The sequence below is a fragment of the Gottfriedia acidiceleris genome, from assembly GCF_036421055.1.
Taxonomy (GTDB): Bacteria; Bacillota; Bacilli; order Bacillales; family Bacillaceae_G; genus Gottfriedia; species Gottfriedia acidiceleris_C.
Genome location: NZ_JAZGQS010000010.1, coordinates 78694 through 104429, shown reverse-complemented (window position 1 = coordinate 104429; position 25736 = coordinate 78694). Strand labels below are relative to the sequence as shown.

At 32.6% G+C, this 25736-nt stretch carries 30 protein-coding genes; 9 read left to right on the top strand and 21 right to left on the bottom strand.

Going from position 1 to position 25736, the window contains the following annotated elements:
• Positions 1 to 172 precede the first annotated feature (172 nt).
• Positions 173 to 358, top strand: coding sequence for a DUF5325 family protein (locus tag RAH41_RS16150; RefSeq protein ID WP_331223911.1), 186 nt, complete (start codon positions 173 to 175; stop codon positions 356 to 358).
• 75 nt (positions 359 to 433) lie between these two features.
• Here RAH41_RS16150 and RAH41_RS16145 read toward each other — a convergent pair whose 3' ends face one another.
• Both RAH41_RS16145 and RAH41_RS16140 read right to left on the bottom strand, forming a co-directional pair.
• Entirely contained in the window at positions 434 to 1237 is an 804-nt protein-coding gene (locus RAH41_RS16145) for an inositol monophosphatase family protein (protein ID WP_331224049.1), read from the bottom strand.
• Positions 1238 to 1453: 216 nt separating this feature from the next.
• Positions 1454 to 1642 carry a hypothetical protein gene (locus tag RAH41_RS16140; protein WP_056468536.1) on the bottom strand — a complete coding sequence of 63 codons (189 nt, stop codon included), beginning with the start codon at positions 1640 to 1642 and terminating at the stop codon, positions 1454 to 1456.
• 195 nt (positions 1643 to 1837) lie between these two features.
• On the opposite strand from RAH41_RS16140, the gene RAH41_RS16135 reads away from it, so the two are divergent.
• Positions 1838 to 2467, top strand: coding sequence for a DUF1054 domain-containing protein (locus tag RAH41_RS16135; protein WP_331223910.1), 630 nt, complete (start codon positions 1838 to 1840; stop codon positions 2465 to 2467).
• 220 nt (positions 2468 to 2687) lie between these two features.
• On the opposite strand, the gene RAH41_RS16130 is transcribed toward RAH41_RS16135, so the two are convergent.
• Positions 2688 to 2957, bottom strand: coding sequence for a UPF0223 family protein (locus RAH41_RS16130; protein ID WP_331223909.1), 270 nt, complete (start codon positions 2955 to 2957; stop codon positions 2688 to 2690).
• A gap of 276 nt (positions 2958 to 3233) precedes the next feature.
• Here RAH41_RS16130 and RAH41_RS16125 point away from each other — a divergent pair, with 276 nt between their 5' ends.
• Both RAH41_RS16125 and RAH41_RS16120 read left to right on the top strand, forming a co-directional pair.
• Complete coding sequence (locus tag RAH41_RS16125) at positions 3234 to 4691, top strand: aminotransferase class I/II-fold pyridoxal phosphate-dependent enzyme (protein WP_331223907.1); 1458 nt, start codon at positions 3234 to 3236, stop codon at positions 4689 to 4691.
• Between the two features lie 149 nt (positions 4692 to 4840).
• Positions 4841 to 5665, top strand: a complete 825-nt coding sequence (locus tag RAH41_RS16120; RefSeq protein WP_331224046.1) for a protein-glutamine gamma-glutamyltransferase — start codon at positions 4841 to 4843, stop codon at positions 5663 to 5665.
• A 150-nt stretch (positions 5666 to 5815) separates the two neighbouring features.
• Here RAH41_RS16120 and RAH41_RS16115 read toward each other — a convergent pair whose 3' ends face one another.
• Together RAH41_RS16115 and RAH41_RS16110 are read right to left on the bottom strand one after the other, a co-directional pair.
• Positions 5816 to 5938 (bottom strand): GapA-binding peptide SR1P, encoded by a 123-nt coding sequence (locus RAH41_RS16115; RefSeq protein ID WP_331223905.1) that lies wholly within the window; start codon positions 5936 to 5938, stop codon positions 5816 to 5818.
• Positions 5939 to 6105: 167 nt separating this feature from the next.
• Positions 6106 to 6399, bottom strand: coding sequence for a DUF3055 domain-containing protein (locus tag RAH41_RS16110; protein WP_097975693.1), 294 nt, complete (start codon positions 6397 to 6399; stop codon positions 6106 to 6108).
• A gap of 160 nt (positions 6400 to 6559) precedes the next feature.
• Between RAH41_RS16110 and RAH41_RS16105 the strand changes: the two genes are divergently transcribed.
• Positions 6560 to 6955: a DUF1885 family protein gene (locus RAH41_RS16105; protein WP_331223901.1), complete on the top strand. Its 396-nt coding sequence runs from the start codon at positions 6560 to 6562 to the stop codon at positions 6953 to 6955.
• A gap of 1 nt (position 6956) precedes the next feature.
• Here RAH41_RS16105 and RAH41_RS16100 read toward each other — a convergent pair whose 3' ends face one another.
• From RAH41_RS16100 to RAH41_RS16075, 6 genes are all read right to left on the bottom strand, one after another.
• Positions 6957 to 7196: a hypothetical protein gene (locus RAH41_RS16100; RefSeq protein WP_331223900.1), complete on the bottom strand. Its 240-nt coding sequence runs from the start codon at positions 7194 to 7196 to the stop codon at positions 6957 to 6959.
• Between the two features lie 417 nt (positions 7197 to 7613).
• Entirely contained in the window at positions 7614 to 9026 is a 1413-nt protein-coding gene (lpdA, locus tag RAH41_RS16095) for a dihydrolipoyl dehydrogenase (RefSeq protein WP_331223899.1), read from the bottom strand.
• Positions 9027 to 9031: 5 nt separating this feature from the next.
• Complete coding sequence (locus RAH41_RS16090; RefSeq protein ID WP_419471620.1) at positions 9032 to 10381, bottom strand: dihydrolipoamide acetyltransferase family protein; 1350 nt, start codon at positions 10379 to 10381, stop codon at positions 9032 to 9034.
• A 128-nt stretch (positions 10382 to 10509) separates the two neighbouring features.
• On the bottom strand, positions 10510 to 11487 hold the full coding sequence (locus RAH41_RS16085; protein WP_129689262.1) for an alpha-ketoacid dehydrogenase subunit beta: 978 nt from the start codon (positions 11485 to 11487) through the stop codon (positions 10510 to 10512).
• Between the two features lie 3 nt (positions 11488 to 11490).
• Positions 11491 to 12570 carry a pyruvate dehydrogenase (acetyl-transferring) E1 component subunit alpha gene (pdhA, locus tag RAH41_RS16080; RefSeq protein WP_331224045.1) on the bottom strand — a complete coding sequence of 360 codons (1080 nt, stop codon included), beginning with the start codon at positions 12568 to 12570 and terminating at the stop codon, positions 11491 to 11493.
• 464 nt (positions 12571 to 13034) lie between these two features.
• Positions 13035 to 13682 carry a YkyA family protein gene (locus RAH41_RS16075; RefSeq protein WP_331223894.1) on the bottom strand — a complete coding sequence of 216 codons (648 nt, stop codon included), beginning with the start codon at positions 13680 to 13682 and terminating at the stop codon, positions 13035 to 13037.
• Between the two features lie 163 nt (positions 13683 to 13845).
• Between RAH41_RS16075 and RAH41_RS16070 the strand changes: the two genes are divergently transcribed.
• Both RAH41_RS16070 and def read left to right on the top strand, forming a co-directional pair.
• Positions 13846 to 13986, top strand: a complete 141-nt coding sequence (locus RAH41_RS16070; RefSeq protein ID WP_248266500.1) for a YjcZ family sporulation protein — start codon at positions 13846 to 13848, stop codon at positions 13984 to 13986.
• A 189-nt stretch (positions 13987 to 14175) separates the two neighbouring features.
• Positions 14176 to 14733, top strand: coding sequence for a peptide deformylase (def, locus tag RAH41_RS16065; RefSeq protein WP_331223889.1), 558 nt, complete (start codon positions 14176 to 14178; stop codon positions 14731 to 14733).
• Between the two features lie 36 nt (positions 14734 to 14769).
• Here def and RAH41_RS16060 read toward each other — a convergent pair whose 3' ends face one another.
• Together RAH41_RS16060 and RAH41_RS16055 are read right to left on the bottom strand one after the other, a co-directional pair.
• A complete protein-coding gene (locus RAH41_RS16060) occupies positions 14770 to 15543 on the bottom strand; it encodes a Cof-type HAD-IIB family hydrolase (protein ID WP_331223887.1) in 774 nt (257 codons plus the stop codon).
• A gap of 15 nt (positions 15544 to 15558) precedes the next feature.
• A complete protein-coding gene (locus RAH41_RS16055) occupies positions 15559 to 16467 on the bottom strand; it encodes a DMT family transporter (protein ID WP_331223886.1) in 909 nt (302 codons plus the stop codon).
• 348 nt (positions 16468 to 16815) lie between these two features.
• On the opposite strand from RAH41_RS16055, the gene RAH41_RS16050 reads away from it, so the two are divergent.
• Both RAH41_RS16050 and rnjA read left to right on the top strand, forming a co-directional pair.
• Positions 16816 to 17028: a DNA-dependent RNA polymerase subunit epsilon gene (locus RAH41_RS16050; RefSeq protein WP_056468578.1), complete on the top strand. Its 213-nt coding sequence runs from the start codon at positions 16816 to 16818 to the stop codon at positions 17026 to 17028.
• 3 nt (positions 17029 to 17031) lie between these two features.
• Positions 17032 to 18699, top strand: coding sequence for a ribonuclease J1 (rnjA, locus tag RAH41_RS16045; RefSeq protein WP_331223881.1), 1668 nt, complete (start codon positions 17032 to 17034; stop codon positions 18697 to 18699).
• Positions 18700 to 18763: 64 nt separating this feature from the next.
• Here rnjA and RAH41_RS16040 read toward each other — a convergent pair whose 3' ends face one another.
• The 8 genes from RAH41_RS16040 to abbA form a co-directional block, all read right to left on the bottom strand.
• On the bottom strand, positions 18764 to 19798 hold the full coding sequence (locus RAH41_RS16040; RefSeq protein ID WP_331223879.1) for a cytochrome d ubiquinol oxidase subunit II: 1035 nt from the start codon (positions 19796 to 19798) through the stop codon (positions 18764 to 18766).
• A gap of 515 nt (positions 19799 to 20313) precedes the next feature.
• Positions 20314 to 20769, bottom strand: a complete 456-nt coding sequence (locus RAH41_RS16035; protein ID WP_331223877.1) for a TlpA disulfide reductase family protein — start codon at positions 20767 to 20769, stop codon at positions 20314 to 20316.
• Between the two features lie 247 nt (positions 20770 to 21016).
• Positions 21017 to 21559, bottom strand: a complete 543-nt coding sequence (locus tag RAH41_RS16030) for a peroxiredoxin (protein ID WP_098846969.1) — start codon at positions 21557 to 21559, stop codon at positions 21017 to 21019.
• Positions 21560 to 21670: 111 nt separating this feature from the next.
• Positions 21671 to 22786 (bottom strand): N-acetyldiaminopimelate deacetylase, encoded by a 1116-nt coding sequence (locus RAH41_RS16025; protein ID WP_331223873.1) that lies wholly within the window; start codon positions 22784 to 22786, stop codon positions 21671 to 21673.
• 243 nt (positions 22787 to 23029) lie between these two features.
• The gene (gene dapD / locus RAH41_RS16020; protein ID WP_331223871.1) at positions 23030 to 23746 is read right to left on the bottom strand and encodes a 2,3,4,5-tetrahydropyridine-2,6-dicarboxylate N-acetyltransferase; all 717 of its coding nucleotides are present in this window, start codon (positions 23744 to 23746) and stop codon (positions 23030 to 23032) included.
• Between the two features lie 76 nt (positions 23747 to 23822).
• Positions 23823 to 24698, bottom strand: a complete 876-nt coding sequence (locus RAH41_RS16015; protein WP_331223869.1) for a LysR family transcriptional regulator — start codon at positions 24696 to 24698, stop codon at positions 23823 to 23825.
• A 91-nt stretch (positions 24699 to 24789) separates the two neighbouring features.
• Positions 24790 to 25236, bottom strand: a complete 447-nt coding sequence (cbpB, locus tag RAH41_RS16010) for a cyclic-di-AMP-binding protein CbpB (protein WP_069035530.1) — start codon at positions 25234 to 25236, stop codon at positions 24790 to 24792.
• Positions 25237 to 25531: 295 nt separating this feature from the next.
• On the bottom strand, positions 25532 to 25723 hold the full coding sequence (gene abbA / locus RAH41_RS16005) for an antirepressor AbbA (protein ID WP_331223866.1): 192 nt from the start codon (positions 25721 to 25723) through the stop codon (positions 25532 to 25534).
• Positions 25724 to 25736 lie beyond the last annotated feature (13 nt).

Genomic DNA, 25736 nt, shown 5'->3' with positions numbered 1-25736 from the left:
TATTTTCATTATTAACTAAAACATTATAGCACATGCACACGGAAATATATCAAGAAAATGTTTAATCAAAAATATAAATTATTAATAAATATTTAGTAAAGATTTACTTTTTTCAAATTTACATCCGATTCGACAAAGAGTAAAATAAGAATTATGAACAGGAGGATTCACCATGTCTAGCATAAAATTTAGACTTTTCTGTGTAGCACTTTTATCCGTAATCTTCTTAATTCTAGTTGGTATAATGCTAGCAGAACTAAGTACTATTGGCGCTGTCATTTCACTAATTATTTCAATATCATTAGTTGGTTATGGTTTTTCATTACGTGCAAAATTAAAAAGAGAAGGTAAGTTATAAACCTTTTTCTTTTTTGAACACTGTCTACACACTAAAAAAGAAGGCAAGTTTTAAATCAAACTTACCTTCTTTTTATTATTTTTGTATAAATTCGATATAATCAGTGAGTAATTCGTTATGAATTGAAGCGTTACTTACTAGCACTGAGCTTTTTTTTAGAATTGAAAGGCTTTCATTTTTGAGCGTTGTACATATTCCGCCTAGTTCTTCAACAATAATTTTACCCGCGGCAAAGTCCCAAGGTGATAATCTTGGGGTGATATACGCATCGAGCCTTCCCATTGCCACATAGACCATTTCCATCGCTGCTGAACCGTATGATCTACTTCCTCTAACTTTTCGAACAAGATTACTTAATTTTTCATGGTTTAAGTATCGATTTTTAGTTAACCAAATAGCATTTACAGCTACAATAGCCTCTTCTAATACTACATTTTTCAAAGGTGTTAATTCGAGATCATTTAAATAAGCTCCTCCACCTTTTTTAGCAAAATATAGTTCATTATGTATTACATCCATTATAAAACCCATTTTACCGATTCCATTTTCATAAATACCTAAAGAAATCATAAAATTACGCTTTTGGTGAACAAAATTCATCGTCCCATCGATTGGATCAAGAATCCATACAACCCCATTTACTTGATCCAAATCATCGCCTTTACCTTCTTCACCTAGTAAGTAATGATTTGGAAATTTCCTTTTTATTTTTTCATAAAAGAATTTTTCAATTTCTTCATCTTTATTGGTTACTAAGTCATTTTCGTTTGATTTAGTATTGATTGTTATGGAGTCGTATAAAGAGCTTTTAATATTTTCAGCTGCCTCTTGAAGCAAATTCCTTGCGAATTGTTCAATTTCTTTCCAGTCTACATTCATCATTAAACACTCCAAACTCTACGTGCTAAAAACTTTATTATTATGGTCCTGTTTATCAGTTTACCAATTTTAACCTAAAAAAACCTAATGAAATGATTTTTATTTAAGATGAGGAACTTTTTTGGAGGGTGGGCATACGATAGACCATTGGGCGTTTGGCGGAAGATTTGGCGCACAGAAAAACGAACCTATTTAAAGGTTCGGTAAATAAACTCGCTAAGCTTCTAGACGAATTAATTCTAATCTTAATAATTCTAATTTCTTCTTTGATTCAATCATTGCTTCATTATCATTGACTGTCATAGCATCAAATAGTGTAGCTAGTTCGTAATCTAATTCTAATCTAAGTACAGGAATTCTCTTTTCTGCATCAGTTCTTTTTAACGCATTAATCACTTGTCTCATCATTATCCCTCCATAGAATATAAGTTGGCAAAACAAATTGTAAAAGTTAATTAACAAAATTTTCTGATTTTTATCTTGCTACTAATATATGTTATTTAAGCTTATAATGTAACTATTTTATGAAGAAACATATTACCCATTTGTTTTGGACAAACATGGTATACTAATTAGATAATGTAACTAGGGGGTTCAAAAATGACTCAAACTTTTTTTAAAGAAAGTGATTTTGAAATATTTACAACTGACTCAACATTAGAAACTAGAATGAGTGCTATACAAAATGAAATTCAACCAAAATTTAAAGAAATTGAAGAAGAAATAGTACCTTTTTTAAATGTACAAACTAATCAAATCTTTTTTGGCCATATTGCTAAGCATGCTCGTCGTACAGTGAATGCTCCAAAAGATACTTGGATTGCTTTTGCAACAAATAATCGTGGATACAAGATGCTTCCTCATTTCCAATTTGGACTGTGGGGTACCCATCTGTTTGTTTACTTTGGAATTATTTATGAAAGTCCAAACAAGCAATCGATTGCCATAAATTTTGAAAAGAATAAAAATAAACTTTACAAAATGATTCCAAAAGATTTTGTGTTATCTTACGATCATATGAAGCCTGATGTGATACAAAAAAGTAAAATGAGTAAAGATGAATTCAATAAAGGTATTCAAAGATTCCATGATGTAAAAAAAGCAGAATACCTATGTGGAATTACAATTGTAAAAGATGAAGCAATTACACTTACAAAGGAAGAACTGATCCAACGTATTATAGAAACATATAATACTTTAATTCCTTTATACAAAATTAGTATAAACTGAATTAATATAAGTGTTGTTTAATTATACATATGTCAAAAACAAAAGTCTATGCCCATTCTTTACACATTTTTCGACAGGACGAAATATGAAATTGATTTATTTATACAAGATCTCTATAAGAAAAGCCCATTGAAGGTAGCTTATCATCCTTTAAAGGGCTTTCTTTTTTACTTAAGAATTTTTCTTATTATTTAATTTTTAACAATGAACAGATTTATTACTACATTTTTATTTTATCACCTGGAGAACCATTTTTAGCTTTTTGCATGACTCTGTATGCTGAATAGCCAGATATCTCCTCTAACTCATTACAAAGTTTTTTTTCTTCAGCAATACTAGGTACAATTGATTTAAACTTTTTGTATGTAGCCATTAACACTTCACGATCTATTCCCTTTTCATACGCTTTTTCTACTGATGTGTAGAACTGTATTACCTCAATCGTCTCATCTGTTGTCCAATCATATGAAATTGGGTATTGGTAATCCATTTTACTTCACTCCTACTATTTCTAATTAACTCCATTTTAACACATTTTTTAAATTCCATTCTTATTTTAAAAATTGATATAATTACATTTAGATGAATAAAATTTCATACTTAAATAATATTTTTCTATACAGAAAATTCATAGAATGATATAATCTTTTTGTTTTTCAAATGAAGGTAAGACAGTTTATAACTTAATGAGAGTAAACAGTTGAATTGTTTACAAACATATCACTTCCGAAAAACACTATTATTCATTAAATGGGGTGTATGTTAAATGAAACAAATTGAAACGCCGTTATTTTCTTCTTTATTAGAACATGCAAAGAAGAACCCTATTCAATTCCATATTCCAGGACATAAAAAAGGAAATGGAATGGATCCTACATTTAGAGAGTTTATTGGTGATAATGCATTATCGATCGATTTAATCAACATTGCTCCTTTAGATGATCTACATCATCCAAAAGGTAAAATAAAACAAGCACAAGATCTTGCAGCAAAAGCTTTTGGTGCTGACCACACATTTTTTTCAGTTCAAGGCACAAGTGGAGCGATTATGACAATGGTAATGAGTGTTTGTGGACCTGGTGATAAAATTATTGTTCCAAGAAATGTTCACAAATCTGTTTTATCTGCTATCATTTTCTCAGGCGCTACACCAATTTTTGTTCATCCTGAAATTGATAGTGAATTAGGTATATCACACGGTATTACGACAAATGCAGTAAAAGAGGCTATTTTAACTAATCCTGATGCAAAAGCAGTATTAGTTATTAATCCTACATACTTTGGATTTGTAGCAGATTTAAAAAGCATTGTTGAATTAGCACATTCACATGGCTTAGCTGTATTAGTTGACGAAGCACATGGTGTACATATTCATTTCCATAACGAATTACCGATCTCTGCGATGCAAGCAGGGGCTGACATGGCTGCTACGAGCGTACATAAGCTAGGTGGCTCTATGACTCAAAGTTCCATTTTAAATGTAAGAGAAGGCATTGTGAATGTCCACAGAGTACAATCTGTACTAAGTATGCTAACAACTACTTCAACATCTTATTTATTACTTGCTTCACTAGATGTTGCAAGAAAGAGATTAGCATCTGTTGGTGAAGAATTACTTACAAACACGATTAGACTTGCAAATAATGCACGAAATAAAATTAATTCAATCAATGGTTTATATTGCCCTGGTTATGATTTAGTTGGTAAAGAAGCTACATTCAACTTTGATCCTACTAAAATATTAATCAGCGTAAAAAAATTAGGTATAACGGGCCATGATGTTGAAGTTTGGTTAAGAGAGCGATTTAATATTGAAGTTGAAATGTCTGATTTATATAATGTTCTTTGCATTTTAACACCAGGTGATAGTGAAGAAGACATCCAGCAGTTAATTCATGCACTTGAAGTATTAGTAACAGAATTTGAAATCTCAGAGCGCAATACAAATTTAAACGTTGAGATTCCAACGATTCCAAATTTAGCTGTCTCTCCTAGGGATGCATTTTACTCTGAAACAGAATCTGTTCCACTTGAGGATTCTGTCGGTAGAATTATTGCTGAATTTGTAATGGTTTATCCACCTGGAATTCCAATCTTTTTACCTGGAGAAGAAATTACACTTGAAAATCTAGTTTATATTAAAAAGAATATTGAAGCAGGATTACCTGTTCAAGGCCCAGAAGACGAAGATTTATTAACTTTAAAAGTATTAAAAAAACGATAGCTTTCACGAAGAAACTAGGAAATGAATCCTAGTTTTTTTGTATTCTAAATCACATCTAAATTATATAGGCATATGATAGGTAAGGTAATTATATTGGTATCGCACGAAAAAAATTGTTTTTACGTTAGGATGTGGACTCATTGATAGTCGTGAATAATAAAATTGTTCATGCTTCATTAAAAAAAAGCGAAGATTCAAATAATAAACTTTATCAAGAAATATTGTCTAGTTTAACAAACAGTAAAAAGTCTCATATTTATAAATCTGACCGTGAATTATCTTTTGATTTGACAATTAGAACTTATATACTTCAGGCTTCCAAAGATTTATTAACAAGTGGCATGCAATTTAGGGTTTTTAGACGAGCATATTGTAATCCTATGTTTTGGATTCGCACACCAATGGGCGGATTTAGACTTAGGCCAGGCATAAGAACTTCCATGGGAATTTATGATATTTTTCGGAACGGACAATTTTACGCAACAGAATGTGCAACTGCAATCATTATGATATTTTATAAAGCCCTGTTAGATCTTTTCGGCTATGAAATTTTTGATCAACTATTTGATAAAGGCATATATTTATACACTTGGAATTACGACCCTAAATTAGCTATTTTAACGGCTGAAGTTGATCGTCCAGCTCCTGGTGACGTTGTTTATATAAAAAATCCTGAAGTTGACCCAATGACTCCAGAATGGCAAGGAGAAAACACTGTTTCCATGGGAAGTAATTATTATTACGGTCATGGTATCGGAATACGTTCATTACATGAGATTATTTACCATTTAAATATGCATAGATATCCTTTTGCGATGATTTCTGCCTTTTTAACAAATTTAAATACTAGAATTGACTCGAACGAAATGGCTCAATATTTAAAAGATAATTCAAAATTAATTCCAGTTACAACGACAGAAGCTTCATCAGACGTTATAACTGCAAGAATTGGAGATCAAACTCAAATTGCGTAAAAAGAAATTTGGGAGATTCTTAATTGAAACTCCCTTTTTTTGTTATTTAAAAACATAAAAAACCACAAGGAAAAACGATCCCTTGTGGAATTTCTTATTTATAGATGTCTATTAATATACTATTAGACTTTATGTTTTAATTAATTATAATTAGCAAACTTCATTATCAGTTGGTTCACATTCTTCACAGTTTTTAACGTAAAGAGTTGTTACTTTTTCATCCTCGAAATGACCTACTGTTTTATCACAACATTTACATACGAACGTTCCCATCTTTGTAACCCCTTTCATAATGTTGTATCAATTAACTAATTTCATTATAATGTGTTATACTTATTTACGCAAGTGGTAAATAAGTATAACTTAAATTTTCTAATATCAGATTATTCAAGGGGTTTTATAAAGTGAACACAATTTAATTAGTATAACACATTTATTTTTTATTCATAGCTTTCTTCTATACTTGGTGACGGTAACCAATCAGCTAAATATTCTGCGAGCTCCATTGCCTCTTCCTCACTTTTTAGTTTACATAAAAATTTTAACTGATTTGGAAACGAAACATCTTGTCGATCTAATACAATGCATTGTCTTGACTGCATACAGATAACGAGTGGCTTTCCAAAGAACATGTTCGTATATACAATACCAATATCATATCTTGTATCGTTCGTAACGAAGCCAACAAATCGGACTCTTACATTTTCGTGATCATCATATAATTTCTCAAACATTATTTCACCCACTCCTCCGGTTTAGTATTGTAAGTTAATACATATGAAGAAAAAATTAAATTCATACCGAATACTTGTCTAAAAATTTAAAATAATGTTATGATAAAAAAGATTAAAAGTGATGTTTTTCATAAAAACATCTTAGGGGGAAGATTTAAAAATGGTTCAACAAGCTACCATTCAATTAGTAGATAAATCCAAATACCAAGAAGCAAATTTAGAATTAATAAATAATTTAATAAATGATTACATACAATCTTCGACTAAGATCGGTCAACAATTAGACTGGAATTATGAAAGGGTTTCCTTTCCTTACACTATTTCAAATAAAAAGTTAGATGACCAAGATGCACTTTATTTACAGAGCAATGATTCTCGTTATAAACATTTTGTTGTTTCAATTCAAGATGATAAAAATATCGTGATTACACTGTTACCAAACTCAACTTATGGTGATAAAGGAAAAGCAAATGAGCTATGTAGATATTTAGCTCAAAAAATTGAAGCAAAACTTGAATTATTTAACAATCGAATCATGTATTTTTACAAACGATAATTCAAAATAAACTTACAATCGCCTGACAAAAGAAAAATATCGAAGCATAAAAGCAAGTAATAATAATACTTGCTTTTCTTGTGTTTCCAACGTATTTTGCAATTAAATAAAGCTGGTAAAAGAATACAAGAAACAATATGACTTTTGAATAGATTTGATCCCTTTTCGATAAGAATAAAACAAAAGAAAATCCTACCCAAAATAGTTGATGTATTATTAATACTATTAATTGTTTTCGCATCAATACTCCCACCAATCACTCATCAAATACTAGAAAGTTTGTTTTTTAAACGTTATGCGAGACATGCCCTAATCATGCAAAAAAACCTCCTAGCAAATAGGAGGTTTTAGACCGTCGTTTTATTCGTTATTTTGCGATTTTAGAGTGATTAATGTATCAATGTTTAAATAACTACTTAAGGCTTTAAATGAAGCGTTTTAAATCAATCTCAACAGTAGTTATCTATTTTAAAAAATGTAGTCAATTATATAAGTATGATCTTGTTTTAGTTCCACTACATGATCCTCGCTTTCTTGCGGGGTCTTACTCTTAAATAAAATAATTGAAGGGCGCTGACTAGGTCAGCACCCTATGCGACTGCCCGTCGCACAAAAAGACCTTCAATTTAATGAAGGTCTTCTATTTTTTTAAAAAGCATTATTTTAGAACGTGGATTGGATGACCCATCGCTAATTCTGCTGCTTCCATTGAGATTTCACCTAATGTTGGGTGAGCGTGAATTGTTTGAGCAATATCTTCAACGCTCATGCAAGCTTCAATTGCAAGACCAAGCTCAGAAATTATATCTGAAGCATTTACACCTGCAACTTGAGCACCAACTAGTACTCCATCTTCTTTACGAGAAACTAATTGTACGAATCCATCAGTTGAATTTAGAGATAATGCACGACCATTTCCACCGAATGGGAATTTTGCTACATTAACAGCTAATCCTTCTTCATCTGCTTGTTTTTTAGTATAACCAACAGTTGCTAATTCTGGATCAGTAAATACTACAGCAGGGATTGCTAAGTATTCGATTTGGCTTGACATACCACTGATCGCCTCAGCAGCAATTTTACCTTCATAAGAAGCTTTGTGTGCTAATGGAGGTCCAGCAATTACATCACCAATTGCGTAAATATTCTTAATTGTTGTACGAGCTTGTTTATCAGTAGTAATAACACCACGTTCGTTAATTTCAACACCGACATTTTCTAAGCCCATGTCACGAGAGTTCGGGAAACGTCCAACTGTTACTAATACGTAATCAGCTTCGATTTCTTTCATTTCGCCATTAGCTTCGAATTTAACTGTCACGCCATCTGCAGTTTCTTCTACGCCTTTACCGAACGCTTTTGTTACGATATCTACATTACCTTTTTTCTTTAATCCACGTTTAACAATTGAACTCATAGATTTTTCAAAACCATTTAAGATTTCGTCACCAGCTTCAAGAATTGTTACGTGTGTACCAAAGTTAGCATAAGCAGTACCTAATTCCATACCAATATAGCCGCCACCAATAACAACTAATTTTTTTGGAATTTCAGGTAAGTTTAATGCACCTGTTGAATCGATTACACGTTTGCTCCATTTGAAACCTGGGATTTCGATTGGAGTTGAACCTGTTGCGATGATTGCATTGTTAAAAGTATAAGTTTGAGCTGATTCTTCAGTTATTACACGAAGAGTGTTAGCATCATTAAAGTAAGCTTCACCTTTAATAACTTCAACTTTGTTTCCTTTTAATAAGCCAGCTACACCGCCAGTTAATTTATCAACTACGCTGCTTTTCCAAGCTTGAACTTTTGTAAAATCAACTTTTACATTTTCTGCTGTAATACCGATGTCGTCAGAATGCTTAGCTGTTTCATAACGGTGACCTGCAGTAATTAATGCTTTTGAAGGAATACAACCTACGTTTAAACATACCCCACCAAGATTACCTTTTTCAATAACAGCAACTTTTTGTCCAAGTTGTGCTGCACGAATTGCTGCAACATAACCACCAGGACCGGCACCGATAACGACCGTATCTAGTTCAATTGCAAAATCTCCTACTACCATTTATCTTACGCCTCCATTAATAATAATTCTGGATCATTTAATAATCGTTTAATATGGTTTAATGCGTTTTGAGCAGTTGCACCATCGATAATACGGTGGTCAAAGCTTAATGATAACGCTAATACTGGAGCAACAACGATTTCTCCATTTAATACTACTGGTTTTTCAGCAATACGACCAATACCTAAGATTGCTACTTCAGGGTGGTTAATTACTGGAGTAAACCATTGTCCACCAGCTGAACCGATATTAGTAATTGTGCATGTAGCACCTTTCATTTCTGCAGGAGCTAACTTACCATCACGAGCTTTAGTAGCTAATTCATTAATTTCAGCAGAAATTGAGAAGATTGCTTTACGATCAGCATCTTTAACAACTGGTACTAATAAACCTTTATCAGTATCTGCAGCAATACCAATGTTATAGTAATGTTTGTGTACGATTTCGCTAGTAGCATCATCGATTGATGTATTTAAAGCTGGGAATTTACGTAATGCAGAAGTTAATGCTTTAACAACATAAGGTAAGAACGTTAATTTGATACCTTGTGCAGCTGCAACTTCTTTATATTTTTTACGGCTAGCAACTAGTTTCGTTACATCTACTTCATCCATTAATGTTACGTGAGGAGCAGTATGTTTAGAGTTAACCATTGCTTTAGCGATTGCTTTACGAATTCCACTCATTTTTTCACGAGTTTCAGGATATGCTCCTTCTGGAATTGGCATAGCTTTAGGAGCTTCTTGTGTTGGCGCTTCTGTTACTACTTCAACAGCAACTTCTGTTTGTGCTGCAGCAGCTGGTGCTACTCCACCTAATAAGAAAGCATCTACGTCTTGTTTTGTTACACGGCCATTTTTACCTGAACCTGGTACAATACGTAAATCTACGTTTTTCTCGCGAGCATATTTACGTACAGATGGCATTGCGATTACATGAGCTTTTGGTTCAATTGCAGCAACAGGTGATAGTGGTGCAGCATCTGTTTTTGGTTCACTTTGCTCATAAGATTCTTGTACTTTTGCTTGAACTGCTTCAGCAGCTTCTGGTACTGGAGTAGTAGTTGGAGCTTCTTCAGCATGTTGTCCTTTGAAGCTAATGTTTTCATAACCAGGTGCATCTAAACGTACTAATACGTCACCTACAACTGCAACTGTACCTTCAGCAACTAATACTTCTAATACTTTCCCTTTTACAGGTGATGGAATTTCTACTACTGATTTATCGTTCTGAACTTCACAAATGATATCATCTTCATTCACTTCGTCGCCTGCTTTAATAAACCATTTTACAATTTCACCTTCGTGAATACCTTCACCGATATCTGGTAATCTAAATTCAAATAGACTTGCCACTGAGTTTGACACAGATTTCTACCTCCGAACAAAGTTAAATTAATTTTTTAAAATATTTTATCAATAATGTAAGAAAGGTATTGATGATTTCATCAAATACCTTCCACTATTTTTTGTTATAAACTAAATTAGAAGTTTAAAACTTTTTGAATACCTTCAACTACATCTTTATGGTTTGGTAACCAAACTGTTTCCGCTTCTGAGAATGGATAAACAGTATCAGCTGCTGTAATACGAACAACTGGTGCTTCTAATGAAAGGATACAACGATCATTAATCTCAGCAACTACATTCGCAGCAATACCAGCTTGTTTTTGTGCTTCTTGTACAACTACTGCACGTCCAGTTTTCTCAACAGACGCAACGATTGCTTCGATATCTAATGGGTGAACAGTACGTAAGTCAACAACTTCTACTGATACGCCATCTTTTTCTAATTCTTCAGCAGCTTTTAATGCAGCGTGAACCATTGCACCGTAAGCAAATACAGATACATCTTTACCTTCACGTTTAACATCTGCTTTACCTAATTCGATTGTGTACTCACCTTCAGGTACATCTTCACGGAATGAACGGTATAATTTCATGTGCTCTAAATAGATAACAGGGTCATTATCACGAATTGATGAAATTAAAAGACCTTTAGCATCTTTAGGTGTAGATGGAATAACTACTTTTAAACCAGGAGTTTGAGCCATTAATCCTTCTAAACTATCCGCGTGCATTTCTGGAGTATGAACCCCACCACCAAACGGTGAACGGAAAGTAATTGGTGAAGTAAAACGACCGCTTGTACGGTAACGCATACGTGCTGCTTGACCAGCGATTGAGTCCATAATTTCGAATAAGAATCCGAAGAATTGGATTTCTGGTACTGGACGGAAGCCTTCAATTCCAAGACCGATTGCTAATCCGCCGATTCCTGATTCAGCAAGTGGTGTATCGAATACACGCGCTTCACCGAATTCTGCTTGTAAACCTTCAGTTGCACGGAATACACCACCGTTTACTCCAACGTCTTCCCCGAACACTACTACAGTTGGATCGTTTTTCATTTCAACGCGTAATGCATCTGTGATAGCTTGAATCATTGTCATTTGCGCCATGACTTACTTCGACTCCTTCTCTTTGTAAATTGCATATTGCTCTTCTATATTACTTGTCATTGTTTCGAACATATTAGACATTAAATCAGTAACTTTTTGTTTTGGCTCTTGGTCAGCAAGTTTGATAGCATCTTTAATTGCTTCTTTTGCTTCTTCGATAATTGCATTTTCTTCTTCTTCAGTCCAAAGACCTTTTTTCTCTAAGAACTTACGGAAACGAACGATTGGATCTTTTGCTTCCCACTCATTTTCAGTATCTTTTGTACGGTAACGAGTTGGATCATCACCAGCCATTGTATGTGGTCCATAACGGAATGTTAATGTTTCAATTAATGTTGGACCTTCACCGTTAACTGCACGTTTACGAGCTTCTGATGTAGCAGCATATACTGCTAATGGATCCATTCCATCAACTTGAATACCAGCAATACCTACTGCAATTGCTTTTTGAGCAATTGTTCTAGCTTTAGATTGCTTAGAAACTGGAGTTGAGATTGCGTATCTGTTATTTTGAACAACGAAAATCGCAGGAGCATTATAAGCACCAGCAAAGTTCATACCTTCATAGAAATCACCTTGAGAAGCTCCACCGTCACCTGTATATGTAATGGCAACAGATTTTTGGCCTTTCAATTTCATACCAAGTGCAACACCTGCAGCTTGAATAATTTGAGCACCAATAATAATTTGTGGGAAGATTGCATTAACATCTTCAGGAATTTGGCTTCCTACTAAATGTCCACGAGACCATAAAAATGCTTTATATAATGGTAAACCGTGCCAGATCATTTGAGGTACATCACGGTAACCAGGTAAGATAAAGTCCTCTTTTTCAAGTGCAAATTGACTTGCTAATTGAGAAGCTTCTTGTCCTGCAGTAGGAGCATAGAAACCTAAACGACCTTGTCTGTTTAATGAAATTGAACGTTGATCAAGAACACGAGTCCATACCATACGTCTCATTAATTCTTTTAATTGCTCATCTGATAATTCAGGCATCGCTGATTCGTTTACGATTTCGCCCTCTTCATTTAAAATTTGAAGAGTTCCAACTGAATCACCAAATTGAAGCATTTGATCCATTAATTCAGAAACAGTTTGTGTATTCTTCATTTCTGTTGTTTCCTTTCCAGCTACTTTTTTCGTAGTAGTTGCCACTAAAACCCACACCCTTCTTTAATTATGGAGGATTTATTTTTTTATCCATCATGTGTATTTTCTTAAGAGTAATTACAAGTAACTTAAACTTATAATTAAAATCTGTACTTATATTATTCGTGTATTACACTAGTACAACATTGAACACTAGTACAGTTTATAACACGTTCATAAACTCGTCAAATATTTTGTTGTATTATTTTATTCATGATTTTTCGGAAAATTTATCACAGAATTTTCACCCTGTACTACCTTTGAAACAGCAATCTGTTATACAATAACAGAAACTCCTTTAAATTATACCCAAATAGCTAATAACGGATTTTTTTTATCATAAATTTTAAACTGTACTACAACGATTTTTATTTAAAAATTCTAGTCCCAATCTATTATTTACCATATTTTTCATATATGTCTTTTTGTAAATTATTTAATTTTTGAGTATAAAGATTTAATTGATCATTATATTTAATGACATCTTTATAAATGTGATTTGTATCCTTTGTCTCACTCTTTACATTTTTTAAATCAACTTTTTTCTGCGATAATAAGTTATAAATTGAAAGATCCGTTTCCATTGCATCTCTATATTTTGCATTCAATTTATCGTATAACGCAGTTCTTTCTCTCCATGTTTTTATAAAGTTATTAACTTCATTTCGAAACTGTGCATCCTTCGTTTCAATATTTATTGTTTGAAGTTCTTTAATTTTTATGTCTATATCGTGAATTAATTTTGACTCTTCGTTAACTCGTTCTTTCCGTTCATTTAATAAATTAATTGCTTGTTTAGCCGAATCTTGTCTTTTATTTACTTCGCTGATTTTATATAAATAAATTTTTTCATAATACTCCAATTCTTTTATTTCCAGTTTTTGAATACGTTCTCCAGCTTTTTGAAATTTCTGTTCCATATTTGCAATTTCCGCTAGTTGATTTATGACTAAATTCTTTTGTTTTCCTTGAGAAGTGCAACCCGAACATATGATAAAGAGAATGACTATTACAAGAAATAAAGGATTGAATTTTTTATACATAATTTCACCCAATTTTTTTTCATTATTATTTCCATGTTGCATCATTTCACACTTTTTATACGTCCTAAAAAATAATCTGGTCACATACCCACACACTTTATGTAGTTTTTCATAATTTGTAGTATCCGCTAGATGCGGAAACAGTTTAAAGGGAGGTTATTATATGTACGGTTACGGATACGGTGGAAAAGGTGGATACCCTGGTTATGGTTACGGTGGATGCGGATGCGGTTACGGCGGTTTCGCATTAATCGTTGTTCTATTCATTTTATTAATTATCGTTGGTGCAGCTTTCGTTTTATAATTCACACAAGTTAAGCCTCTATTATTAATGTATAACCACAAACTTTAAGGAGCGATAATTTATCGCTCCTTTTTCCAATCTACCTGCTTGTGACTGACAATTTAAAAAAGATTTGTTAGACTAAATTAATAATACTAGTGAATAGTACATACTTATGATTAAGAAATATTAGACAGGAGTGAAATTCATTTGATTACAATGAAAGATATAATTCGAGAAGGCGACCCTAGATTAAGGGAAGTCTCGAGTGAAGTAAGCTTACCTCCATCAGCAGAGGATATTAATTTAGCTAATTCATTATTAGAGTATGTTATAAATAGTCAGACTCCAGAAATAGCTGCCGAATACGGTCTACGATCAGGTATTGGATTAGCTGCACCACAAATTGGAATTCTTAAAAGAGCCATAGGTGTTCATGTTACTGACTTACAAGGTAATTTATATAGTTATGCATTATTAAATCCTAAAATTATAAGTCATTCTGTTGAGATAGTATATTTATCCGGAGGTGAAGGCTGCTTATCTGTTGATCGTGATGTTCCTGGATATGTTCCACGATATGCGAGAATAACAGTCACTGGTTTTGACACGAGATTAGGAGATGTAAAAATCCGATTAAAAGGTTTACCAGCAATTTGCTTCCAGCATGAAATTGACCATCTAAATGGAGTAATGTTTTATGATCGTATTAATAAAACAAATCCTTTTTCACCTCCAGAAGGTGCTTTACCTTTAGAGAGAAAATAAAAAAAAGCGATTGGAAACCCAATCGCTCTTTCAGACTTAAAGTAGTCCTGCCCATTTTAAACCGTTTAAAATTCCATCTTCATCAACATTCGTTGTAATATGGTTAGCTAATTTTTTAAGTGGATCTACAGCATTACCCATGGCGATACCCATACCAACTTTTTCAATCATTTCCAAATCATTTAATCCGTCACCAAATGCGATTACATTTTGCATATCAAATCCAAGATGGTTTACCATTTGAAGTATTCCATTCGCTTTAGAACCTCCAACTGGTAAGACGTCTGACGAATACTCGTGCCAGCGAATAAAATTAAAATCATTAAATCCATCAGTTAAAAACGGCTCCTGATGCTCTTCACAGAACAGTAATACTTGGTAAATTTCACGATTTTGATAAAAATCATGCTGAACTTCAGGGTGTTGCATTTTAATCGATGACATCGCTTCTTTTATATGAGGATGTGAATCAATTGACGCTTTCATTGTCTCGTTATTTAAATAAATTAGCGGAATATCTAGTTCCTTTGCTTTTTGAGTAAATTGATGAAGTTGTTCGGGATGTAGGGCATGTTTGTGAATAGCTTCACCTTCAAATTCAGCATATTGTCCATTTAAACTGATAAAACTATTTATATTTAACTCTTCACGAATATCTTTAAACATGAATGGCGCACGACCAGTTGCAATCGCTACGTGAATATCTTTATTTTGAAGTTCCGAAATTGCTTTCTTTGTACTCTCCGGAATTACTTTATCATGATTTAAAATCGTTCCATCAATATCAAAAAAAACGATTGGTTTAGTCATATTATTCTCCCCTCACTAAGACACTGCATTTGCATTTGAGTTATTCATTTTTGACTTCTGTTTACTATTCGTAATAAAAACTCCTAGAAGTACGATTAACAGTCCTAAAATCATTTTTAAAGATAAAGGCTCATTTAAAAAGAAAAATCCCCAAATAGATGCAAATACAGGTACTATATAAGTAACCATAGTTGCAAATTCTGCACTTCCCTCTTTAACCATATAATAAAATAATAAATATGCCAACCCCGAACATATAACGCCTAGTCCAAACACACCACTAAAAACTTCAAGATTAACAAAGGGTTTTAATGTGCCTTTACCTAAAACGAGCATATAAAAAAAGCCGAAAACACTAGAAATACCTAAGGTTAAAAATGAAACAATCATTACATCAATTTTTTGTAGATACTTTTTAGTTAAATGCGATCCAAGCCCATAACAAAAAGTAACAAATAGCATTAGTATTGAATAAATTATATTATCGGAGAAAATTGTAGATGGATTAAGATTCATCATAATCATAAGTCCAATGATCCCAATCATAAGTCCAATCCATTGTTTCTTATGAATTCTTTGAGAAAAGAAAAAATATCCAATAATGAGTGTTGCAATTGGCGTAAAAGCATTTAATACTGCCGCTTCATTACTTTGCAGATGCGTCTCACTAAAAGAAAGAAAAAGCCACGGTATAGCATGATTAAATAATGAGATGACAATAATTAAACTCATTTTCGGTAAATTTTTATAATCAATCTTTACCTTTTTTATTAACATAATAATTAATAATGTCATAGCACCAAAGAAACAGCGATAAAATACAATTGCTTCTGGTCCTATATCGTCTAAAAGGAGCTTAATAAATATAAAAGATGTACTCCAAATAATACTTAATAAAAACAAAGCTCCATATAACTTCTTCACATACTTCTCCCCTTAACTTTAAGATACCCTCTATTTTAACTGCTTTTTGGATTATATTGAATGAAAATGTTTTTTCGTTCAATACTACACTTAAATATACTAAGTCCGTGTTCTCTACATATAAGTTTAATTTCATGTCTAGGAGGTAAAACTAATGTTACGTAAACTTAAAAAAAAATTAAAAAAGCGGCTAAACCAATTTTTGAAAAAGAAGAAATATATCTCAATAATTTCAATTTTTTTTTTAAAATGACCGTATTTTAGGTAATCTTCAATAAAAAGAATGAAAATATATAGAAAATCACTTATAATATTGAGAAGATAGTGATTTGACAAGGAGAGATTTAAATGATTTTTAAAGTATACTATCAGGAATTACCATTAGAGGTACCTGTAAGAGAAAAAACTAAAACAGTTTATGTAGAAGCAGATAGTGAAAGAGAAGTTCGTGCGAAATTATTACCTTTCAATTATAATATTGAGCTTGTTCAAGCTTTAACCGGTGCTCATCTTGAATTCGAAAAACAAAGTGAAAGCTTTAAAATTTTGGAGCTAGCGTAATTTATGAAATTTCTTAAAAATGATCAAGCTGCCGTATTCGCACTAGGTGGCTTAGGGGAAATTGGTAAAAATACATACGCAGTACAATATCAAGATGAAATTATATTAATAGATGCCGGAATCAAATTCCCTGAAGATGAGCTACTAGGGATCGACTATGTTATACCTGATTATTCCTACTTAGTTCGAAATGAGGAAAAGATTAAAGGTTTATTTATCACTCACGGACATGAAGACCACATTGGTGGTATTCCATATTTATTAAGAGAACTAAACATTCCAATTTATGGTGGAAAACTTGCTCTAGGCTTAATTAAAAATAAACTAGAAGAGCACGGTCTTTTAAGAAAAGCTAAATTAATTGAAATAAAAGAAGACGACATCATTAAATTTAGAAAAACTAGCGTAACTTTTTATCGTACTACTCACAGTATTCCAGATTGTTACGGAATTGTTGTGAAAACTCCTCAAGGACAAGTTGTTCATACAGGTGACTTTAAATTCGACTTTACACCAGTTGGAGAAACAGCTAATTTAACAAAAATGGCTGAGATTGGTAAGGAAGGCGTTTTATGTCTACTTTCTGACAGTACAAATAGTGAAGTATCTCATTTTACAATGTCTGAGAGAAAAGTTGGAGATACGATCAATGAAATCTTCCGTAAAGTAGACGGTCGAATTATTTTTGCAACTTTCGCATCAAACATTCATCGACTTCAGCAAGTAGTTGAAGCAGCTATTGCAACTGGACGTAAAATTGCTGTCTTTGGTAGAAGTATGGAAGCGAATATCGAGATCGGCCATGATTTAGGTTATATTAAATGTCCTAAGGATACATTTATTGATGCATCTCAAATTAATCGTATTCCAGCTAATCAATTAGTCATTTTATGTACAGGTAGTCAGGGTGAGCCTATGGCTGCATTATCACGTATAGCAAATGGTACACATCGTCAAATTCAAATTATTCCTGGAGATACTGTAGTATTTTCTTCTTCACCAATTCCAGGTAATACAATGAGCGTAAATCGTACAATTAATTTACTATACCGTGCTGGTGCTGAAGTAATTCATGGATCATTAAATGATATTCATACTAGTGGTCATGGTGGTCAAGAAGAGCAAAAATTAATGCTTAGACTGATGAAACCTAAGTATTTTATGCCAATTCACGGTGAATATAGAATGCAGCGAATGCATGCTAAGCTTGCTATGGACTGTGGCGTTCCTGAAGAAAATTGCTTTATCATGGATAATGGTGAGGTTTTAGCTCTTCGTGCAGATGAGGCAATGGTCGCAGGTAAAGTGCCTTCTGGTAATGTTTATATTGATGGAAGCGGTATCGGTGATATTGGTAATATCGTTTTAAGAGACCGTAGAATTTTATCTGAAGAAGGTCTTGTAATCGTTGTCGTAAGCATCGATATGAAGGAATTTAAAATCTCGGCAGGACCAGATATCATTTCACGCGGTTTCGTTTATATGAGAGAAAGTGGCGATTTAATAAATGAAGCACAAGCAATGATTTCTACTCATTTAAACAAAATTATGGAACGTAAAACTTCTCAATGGTCTGAGATAAAAAATGAAATTACTGATACTTTATCACCTTTCTTATACGAAAAAACAAAACGTAAACCAATGATTCTCCCAATTATTATGGAAGTATAATCATTAGTACATGATAAAAGGGCTATTTCAAAAGTCAAACTACTTTTGAAATAGCCCTTTTTTATTAATCTTGAAAGTCATTTTTTTCGTTACTTTTTAAAAACACTTTCATAAAAAAAGGTTTATTAAGAACTAAAAATATAAAATACACAGTAAATAAGATAAAAAATACAACAAACAGAATAATTAGTACAATTGCTAAACTACTCTTAGCAAAACTTGTTTCGATTCTTAAATAAGGATATAAAATAAATGGCAGATGACTGATTCCATACCCAAAAAATGCGAAGAAATATTGCAATAATACTAATATAAAAGCTAAACCATATCTTTTTCTTTTCATAACAAAATAAATTGCAATACAAAAGCAAATCAAAGAGATCAAAAAGAATTCCCATACATTATGCATTCGATCAAAATGAACTTTATTATGTAACTTCATTGATAAAAATACGATGATACTCGAAATAATTGTTGGCAATGACCAGACTAGTACATATTTCCTTAATTTAGTTTCCGATTCCGAATCATTTATTAATTTTGCAGAATAAATTAAAAACATTGCACTAATAAATAGGACTGAACATACCGCCAATAGCATAACAGATAAAGAATAAAAATTCGTAATTAATTTAAATGGATAAAATCGAATATCTGTTCCATTCTCAATAATAAATCCACCTTCAGAAATTGTTAAAACTGTAGATAATGTAACAGGTATTAATAGACTTGTTGCACCATACAAAATTAAAAAGAACTTACTTCTATTTTCTGCATATTGCTGAAAAGTATAAAACGATCCCCTAATTGCTAAAAAAATCATTGCTACACTACCCGGAACTAATAGGGGAACACCATAATAATATGCTACCCTAGGAAAAATACCAACAACTCCTACAAAAAAGAAAATGAAAAATAATGTAGCAAGTTCCCAAATAGATGACAGATGTCGATTTATTAAGCCAATTAATTTTGGTTCTTCTTTAGTTGTAATCGCATAAAACGCATAAAATCCTGCACCAAAATCAATTGAAGCAATAATCATGTAGGCATATAAAAACAACCATAAGATAAAGATTGCGATTGTTTGAATCTCCAAACTTTTTTCCTCCTACAGAATAATTCCTGAAACTAAAGATTAGTTTTCTTTAATTATACCTATAAAATACGCTTTCTACTAGTTTCAAGGTAAGATTTAAATGAATAGAAAAAAGGCCGCAAAAAAAGTCTACGATTGTGGTAAAAAGAAGTTGTCAACTAAATCTGAATTGTGATATTGAATTCCACTACACGGTGCTCACTTTTCGCGGGACAAAGACTCTTAAGCCTCCTCCCATATCCCACAGAAATCGAGCACCCTTTCGTTCCAATGAACTACTCAAATATGAAAAACTAATCTTGGCACCAATCATCATTCCGAAGAGAACTACTGCTTAACGGAAAAACTATAAATTGTTCTACAAGGGTCAGAACCTTATGGATAAATTTTAAATAAATGTCCGTACTATTCTAAAATATATTTTAACAATCTCCAATCTCACGTTTTGGGTTTTGTCTACACACAAAAAAGAGACTTTAAAAAAAGTCTCCCTAAGTGATGATTGAATCAAAAAACTATTCTACTTTTGCCGCTTCATCTAGTACTCGATTAACACGTTTTTCTAACATTGGCATTCCGCCTTCTCCAGCTTGGAAGTGGCGTAATACACCCGTTTTATCAAATACGTAATATGATGGTACATATTTATTTTCAAAAGCATCTGTAATTGTATGTTGGTTATCAACTAAAATTGTTTGTGTAATTCCGTGTTCTGTTGCAACTTCTTTAATTTTATCAATATCTAAATCATCTTCAGATCTAGGCATATGAACACTTACCACATTTAATCGATCTTTATACTCATCTCTAAAAGCATTAATATTTGGCATTGCTACTTTACATAAATGGCAACTAACAGACCAAAAATGAATTAATGTTGGTTTGTCCCCGATTAGGTTTTCTCTTTGAATTTCTTCATTTAATACTGTTGTTGCACCATCTAATTCAGGCATTGGTGAGCGTAGTCTCATTTTATAGTCCTCCTACTTGTTTCATTAGTTCTAAGGGTGCTTTTTTACTTTTAGTGTTTTTCTAATTTTAGGCTAAAAGCAAAAAGTCTTTCACTTTTCGTTTAGTCTAGTTCCAGGCGTTAGACCCTCGAGGTCATTACCTTATGCTTGTCGGGTCTGAACAACCGCCTTTCACTTTTCGTTATTGTGTTTAAAAAGGCCTAACTATAAGTTAGACCTTTGACATTAATTTTTAATTGACTGTGAATTATAGAGTTGCTTGACCTGGTTTCCAGTTAGCTGGGCAAAGTCCACCAGTTTGTAAAGCTTGAAGTACACGTAAAACTTCATCAACTTCACGGCCGATGTTGTTGTGGTGTACTACTTGGTACATTAATTCACCTTCTGGGCTGATGATGAATAATCCACGTAATGCAATACCTTCTTCTTCAATTAATACGCCATAGTCACGAGAAATAGCGTGGTTTGTATCTGCAGCTAATGCATATTTTAATTGTCCTAATCCATTATCTTTACGATCAGTGTTGATCCATGCTAAGTGAGTGTGAATTGTATCTGTAGAAACACCGATAACTTCTGCATCAAGATCTTCAAACTCGTCGTAACGATCAGAGATAGCTACGATTTCAGTTGGACATACAAAAGTGAAGTCCATTGGATAGAAGTATAATACCGTCCATTTATCGTTTTTCATGTTTTCTTCTAAGCTTACTTTACCAAATTCTTTATTTGCTAAAACTGCTTCCATTTCAAAGCGTGGTGCTTGTTTTCCTACTAAACGTTCTGCCATCGTTTTTACCTCCAATATTTATGTAACTATTTATCATACAAATGATATTATAGTAAACTACTTATTTAAAGTCAATATTAATTTATAATTATTATTAACTGAAAATCATTTTCATTGATTTTGTTTCATAAAATCCGAAATAAATCGAATCATTAAAGGAATTACATTTTCATCTGGGTTTAATTTTTGGTTATGGAGTCCGAATTCTGAATTTACGCCAATCCAAAACATTAGGCCTGGAATTTCTTTTGTCATATAACCAAAATCTTCACCTGTCATTGCAACATTGCATAGGATGGCTTCAATACCGTCATATTGTTTCGCAAAATGAAAGAATTCATTCGTCAACGATTCATCGTTTATTACTCCATAGTAATTACTTCCAAAATCTACTTCTATTTTACACTGAAAACTCTCTTGAAATCCATTCACAAGACTTTCAATTCTATTTTTTAATTTTAGCATCGCTTCTTCACTTAATGCTCGCATCGTACCTTCTATTCGAACATGATCTGCAATAACGTTTTGAACTGTTCCACCAGTTATTTTACCAATCGTAATGACAGCACTGTCTAATGGATTAACATTTCTTGATACAACCGATTGTACTTGAGTGATAAAATGACTTGATGCAACGATCATATCATTCGTTAAATGAGGGAAAGCTGCATGTCCGCTTAAGCCATGAAAATCAATAAAGAGCTCTGATGTATGAGCAAATAACATACCAGGTTTCGTTGCAATTGTACCAACAGGATATTCAGGCGCTATATGCAAACCATAAATTACATCCGGTTTAAAAGGTTTAAATTCTTCACTTTTAAGTAAAGGTTCCGCTCCTCCAGGACCTTCTTCTGCAGGTTGAAAAATAAATACGACATCGTCATTTATTGGCTCATTAACAAGGTTAGTAAGAACACCAAGAGCAATACTCATATGTACATCATGACCACAGGCATGCATATTTCCTTCATGAATTGAAGAAAACTCTAAACCTGTATTTTCCTTCATTGGTAATCCATCAATGTCTGTACGGTAACCAATCGTTCTAGTAGCATTTAACCCTTTTACCCGAACGAAAATACCTGTTCTCCATGTATCAATTACCATTCTTTCTTGATCTAAACTAGATAAATATTCTAATAAATAAGCTTGTGTTTTGAATTCTTGAAATCCAAGTTCTGGGATTAAATGTAAATCCCGTCTAATTTTAATAAATGAATCCATTTTAACTCCTCCAAAAAAAGCGTAGAAATATGAATTCTAAGCTTTCAGACTGCTCACCAAACGGCTTTCTTCGTTGATTGGCAAAGCCTGTGGGGTGCTAAATTACCGTCTAAATGGTAACTTCACTCCTTATCAGACTTCACGCTTAGAAAGTCAAATGCTTGTAATCAGTCTGAACTCATATTTTAGTAAATGTCTATAAAGTAAGCGTAGAAAAATAAATTCTACGCTCTCTTCTTGTTATTATTGATTTAGTTGTCGTAAAGCCTGAATGATTTCAGTTTTTGAAATTGTTTTATCATCGATATCTTTAATTTTTCTAGCAGGAACACCTGCAACCACAGTGTATGGAGCAACGTCTTCAGTAACAATTGCACCTGCAGCTACTACTGCCCCTTCACCTACTTTAATACCTTCTAAAACTACTGCATTAGCACCAATTAGTACATTATCTTCAAGAATAACTGGGTTTGCTGATGGTGGCTCGATTACGCCAGCTAAAACGGCACCAGCACCAACGTGACAGTTTTTACCTGTTGTAGCACGCCCACCAAGTACTGCGTTCATATCAATCATTGTACCTTCACCAATTACAGCACCAATGTTAATAACAGCACCCATCATAATAACTGCATTGTCACCAATCGTAACTTGATCACGAATGAAAGCACCTGGCTCGATACGAGCTTTAATCCCTTTAGCATCTAAAAGAGGAATCGCTGAATTACGACGATCTGATTCTACTACATAGTCTTCTATGTATTCTTTTTGCTCTTCTAGGATTACTTTAACATCATCCCACTCACCAAATAAAACGCCAGAATTTTGTGAAATAAATGATTGAACTGACTCAGAAATAGTAAGCTTCTCTAATTGACCTTTTACATAAACCTTTACAGGTGTTTTTTTTGTGCTATTTGCAATAAATGCAATTATTTCATTTGCGTCCATTAATTTCATAATGAATTGCCCCCTTTATTATTATCAATAAGAATACTCTATCAAATCTAATAAGCAACTAGCAACATTTTGTCGATTAATCTTTATTTTTTTTTCGAATTGATTCGATAAATCCTTCTACTTGTTTTAATTTCATCGCGTCTCGATTATAAAGTAAGTATGTATCGCGATATAATCCTGATTGTTCTTTTGTCATTAAAGGTGTTTTTATAATATTTTCATCACTAACATCATGTAATACAGAGGAAGGTAAAATCGCAAAGCCTAGTCCATTCAATACAAATTGCTTACATGTTTCTATTTGATCGACTACAATTTCATGTTTTGGTAATGAATTAAAATGCTCATACCACCATGATTGAATGAGTTGATAATAATTTGAATTACTCTTAAACTGAATAAATGGTCTTTGTATCGTTTTATATTCCTCAAGACTATGTTTTTTGGTATCAACTAATAATAATTCATCAGAAAAAAGTAATTCCTTTTCTCCAAACCAATTTTGATTTCCTCGTACAATTGCTAGATGAACTTCATTTTCATATAATCGATTTGTAATTTCACTACTCCAACCGGTAAAAAGTGAAACTTGTACTTCTGGATAACTTGATACATATTTTTTCAAAACTGGTGGTAACCAGTATTGCGCAACAACAGATGAAACGGCAATCTTTAAAGTACCAGATATATCGGATTTTAAAATTTGTAACTGTTCTAACATTGTTTGATACGTTTCTTCCATCTTTTTCGCGTAATTTAATATGATTTCACCAGAGGCAGTAATAATCAATCCTTTTTGAGAACGAATAAACAATTCACTACCAATCTGCTTTTCTAAATTTTGTAGCCTTTGACTTAAAGCTGGTTGAGAAACAAACAACCTCTCTGCTGCCTTCCTCATATTCCTCTCTTCAGACAAAGTAATTATTAAACGTATATCATCAATTTGCACATAATCCCCCCTTGCCTTTATACCTTAGATGATCAGACTCTTCAACACTAAAAAAGTAAGTCAATTTGATGATGACTTACTTTTTTAGTGGTTAATGCTTATTATATCTTCTCACATTTTTATTCAATTGTTTTAAGATCGCTCTACGAGTTAATATACCTTCAAAAGTATTATTCGCATCAACCACACATACAAAAGGATGATCAACTACAGATTCAAGCCCTTTAGCGAGTGTATCAGTCGTTTTTAACAAAGGTATTTCAGTACCCATTACTTCTTCAACTTTCATATTACTTAAACGTTCAAATTCAATTCTTTCTAATCCAAGTATTCCATCTAATATCATAGATGTACTAATTAAACCTAGCAACTGAAACTTTGGATTTAACACTGGAATTGATGAATATCCAGACTTTGTAAGTACTAATAAAGCATGCTCCAAACTATTACCAATTTGCACATGAGCTACTTTTTCACTTGAAATAATGACTTCTTCTACTTTATGTTCAAAAAATTGTGAACCATCAATACTAATCAAAAACATCGTCCCCCAATAGAAAAGCAAAAGTATTTAAAAATGGTAGAAATTATCTAATCATAAATAATCATCAAATAGATACACATACAACTTTGCTTATCAACTGTATAGAAAAAATTCTATCCATTATTTTATTCGATTAAGGACCTTGTCCCCATTCCTATATTATCAGATTTGAAACCCCTTTCCAATTTAACTTTTCTTAAAAATTTACTTATTTAACTATAACTAATCAAAAAACAAAAAAACGTTTAGATAAATAATTTATTATCTAAACGTTCATCTATATTTGTCTTCATAACCCTAAATCCCTTAATTTTTGATATAAATGAATTAATCTTTCGTATTGATCCTCGCCTGCATCCATTAAACCATTTTCTATATCAGTTATCTGTGATGAAATGAGTTCAATTGCATAATTTTGTTTCATCACTGTATCGACCAATAAAGATAATTCTTCTTCTGTGAAATTTTGTTCACTTAGCATCCATCATCCCTCC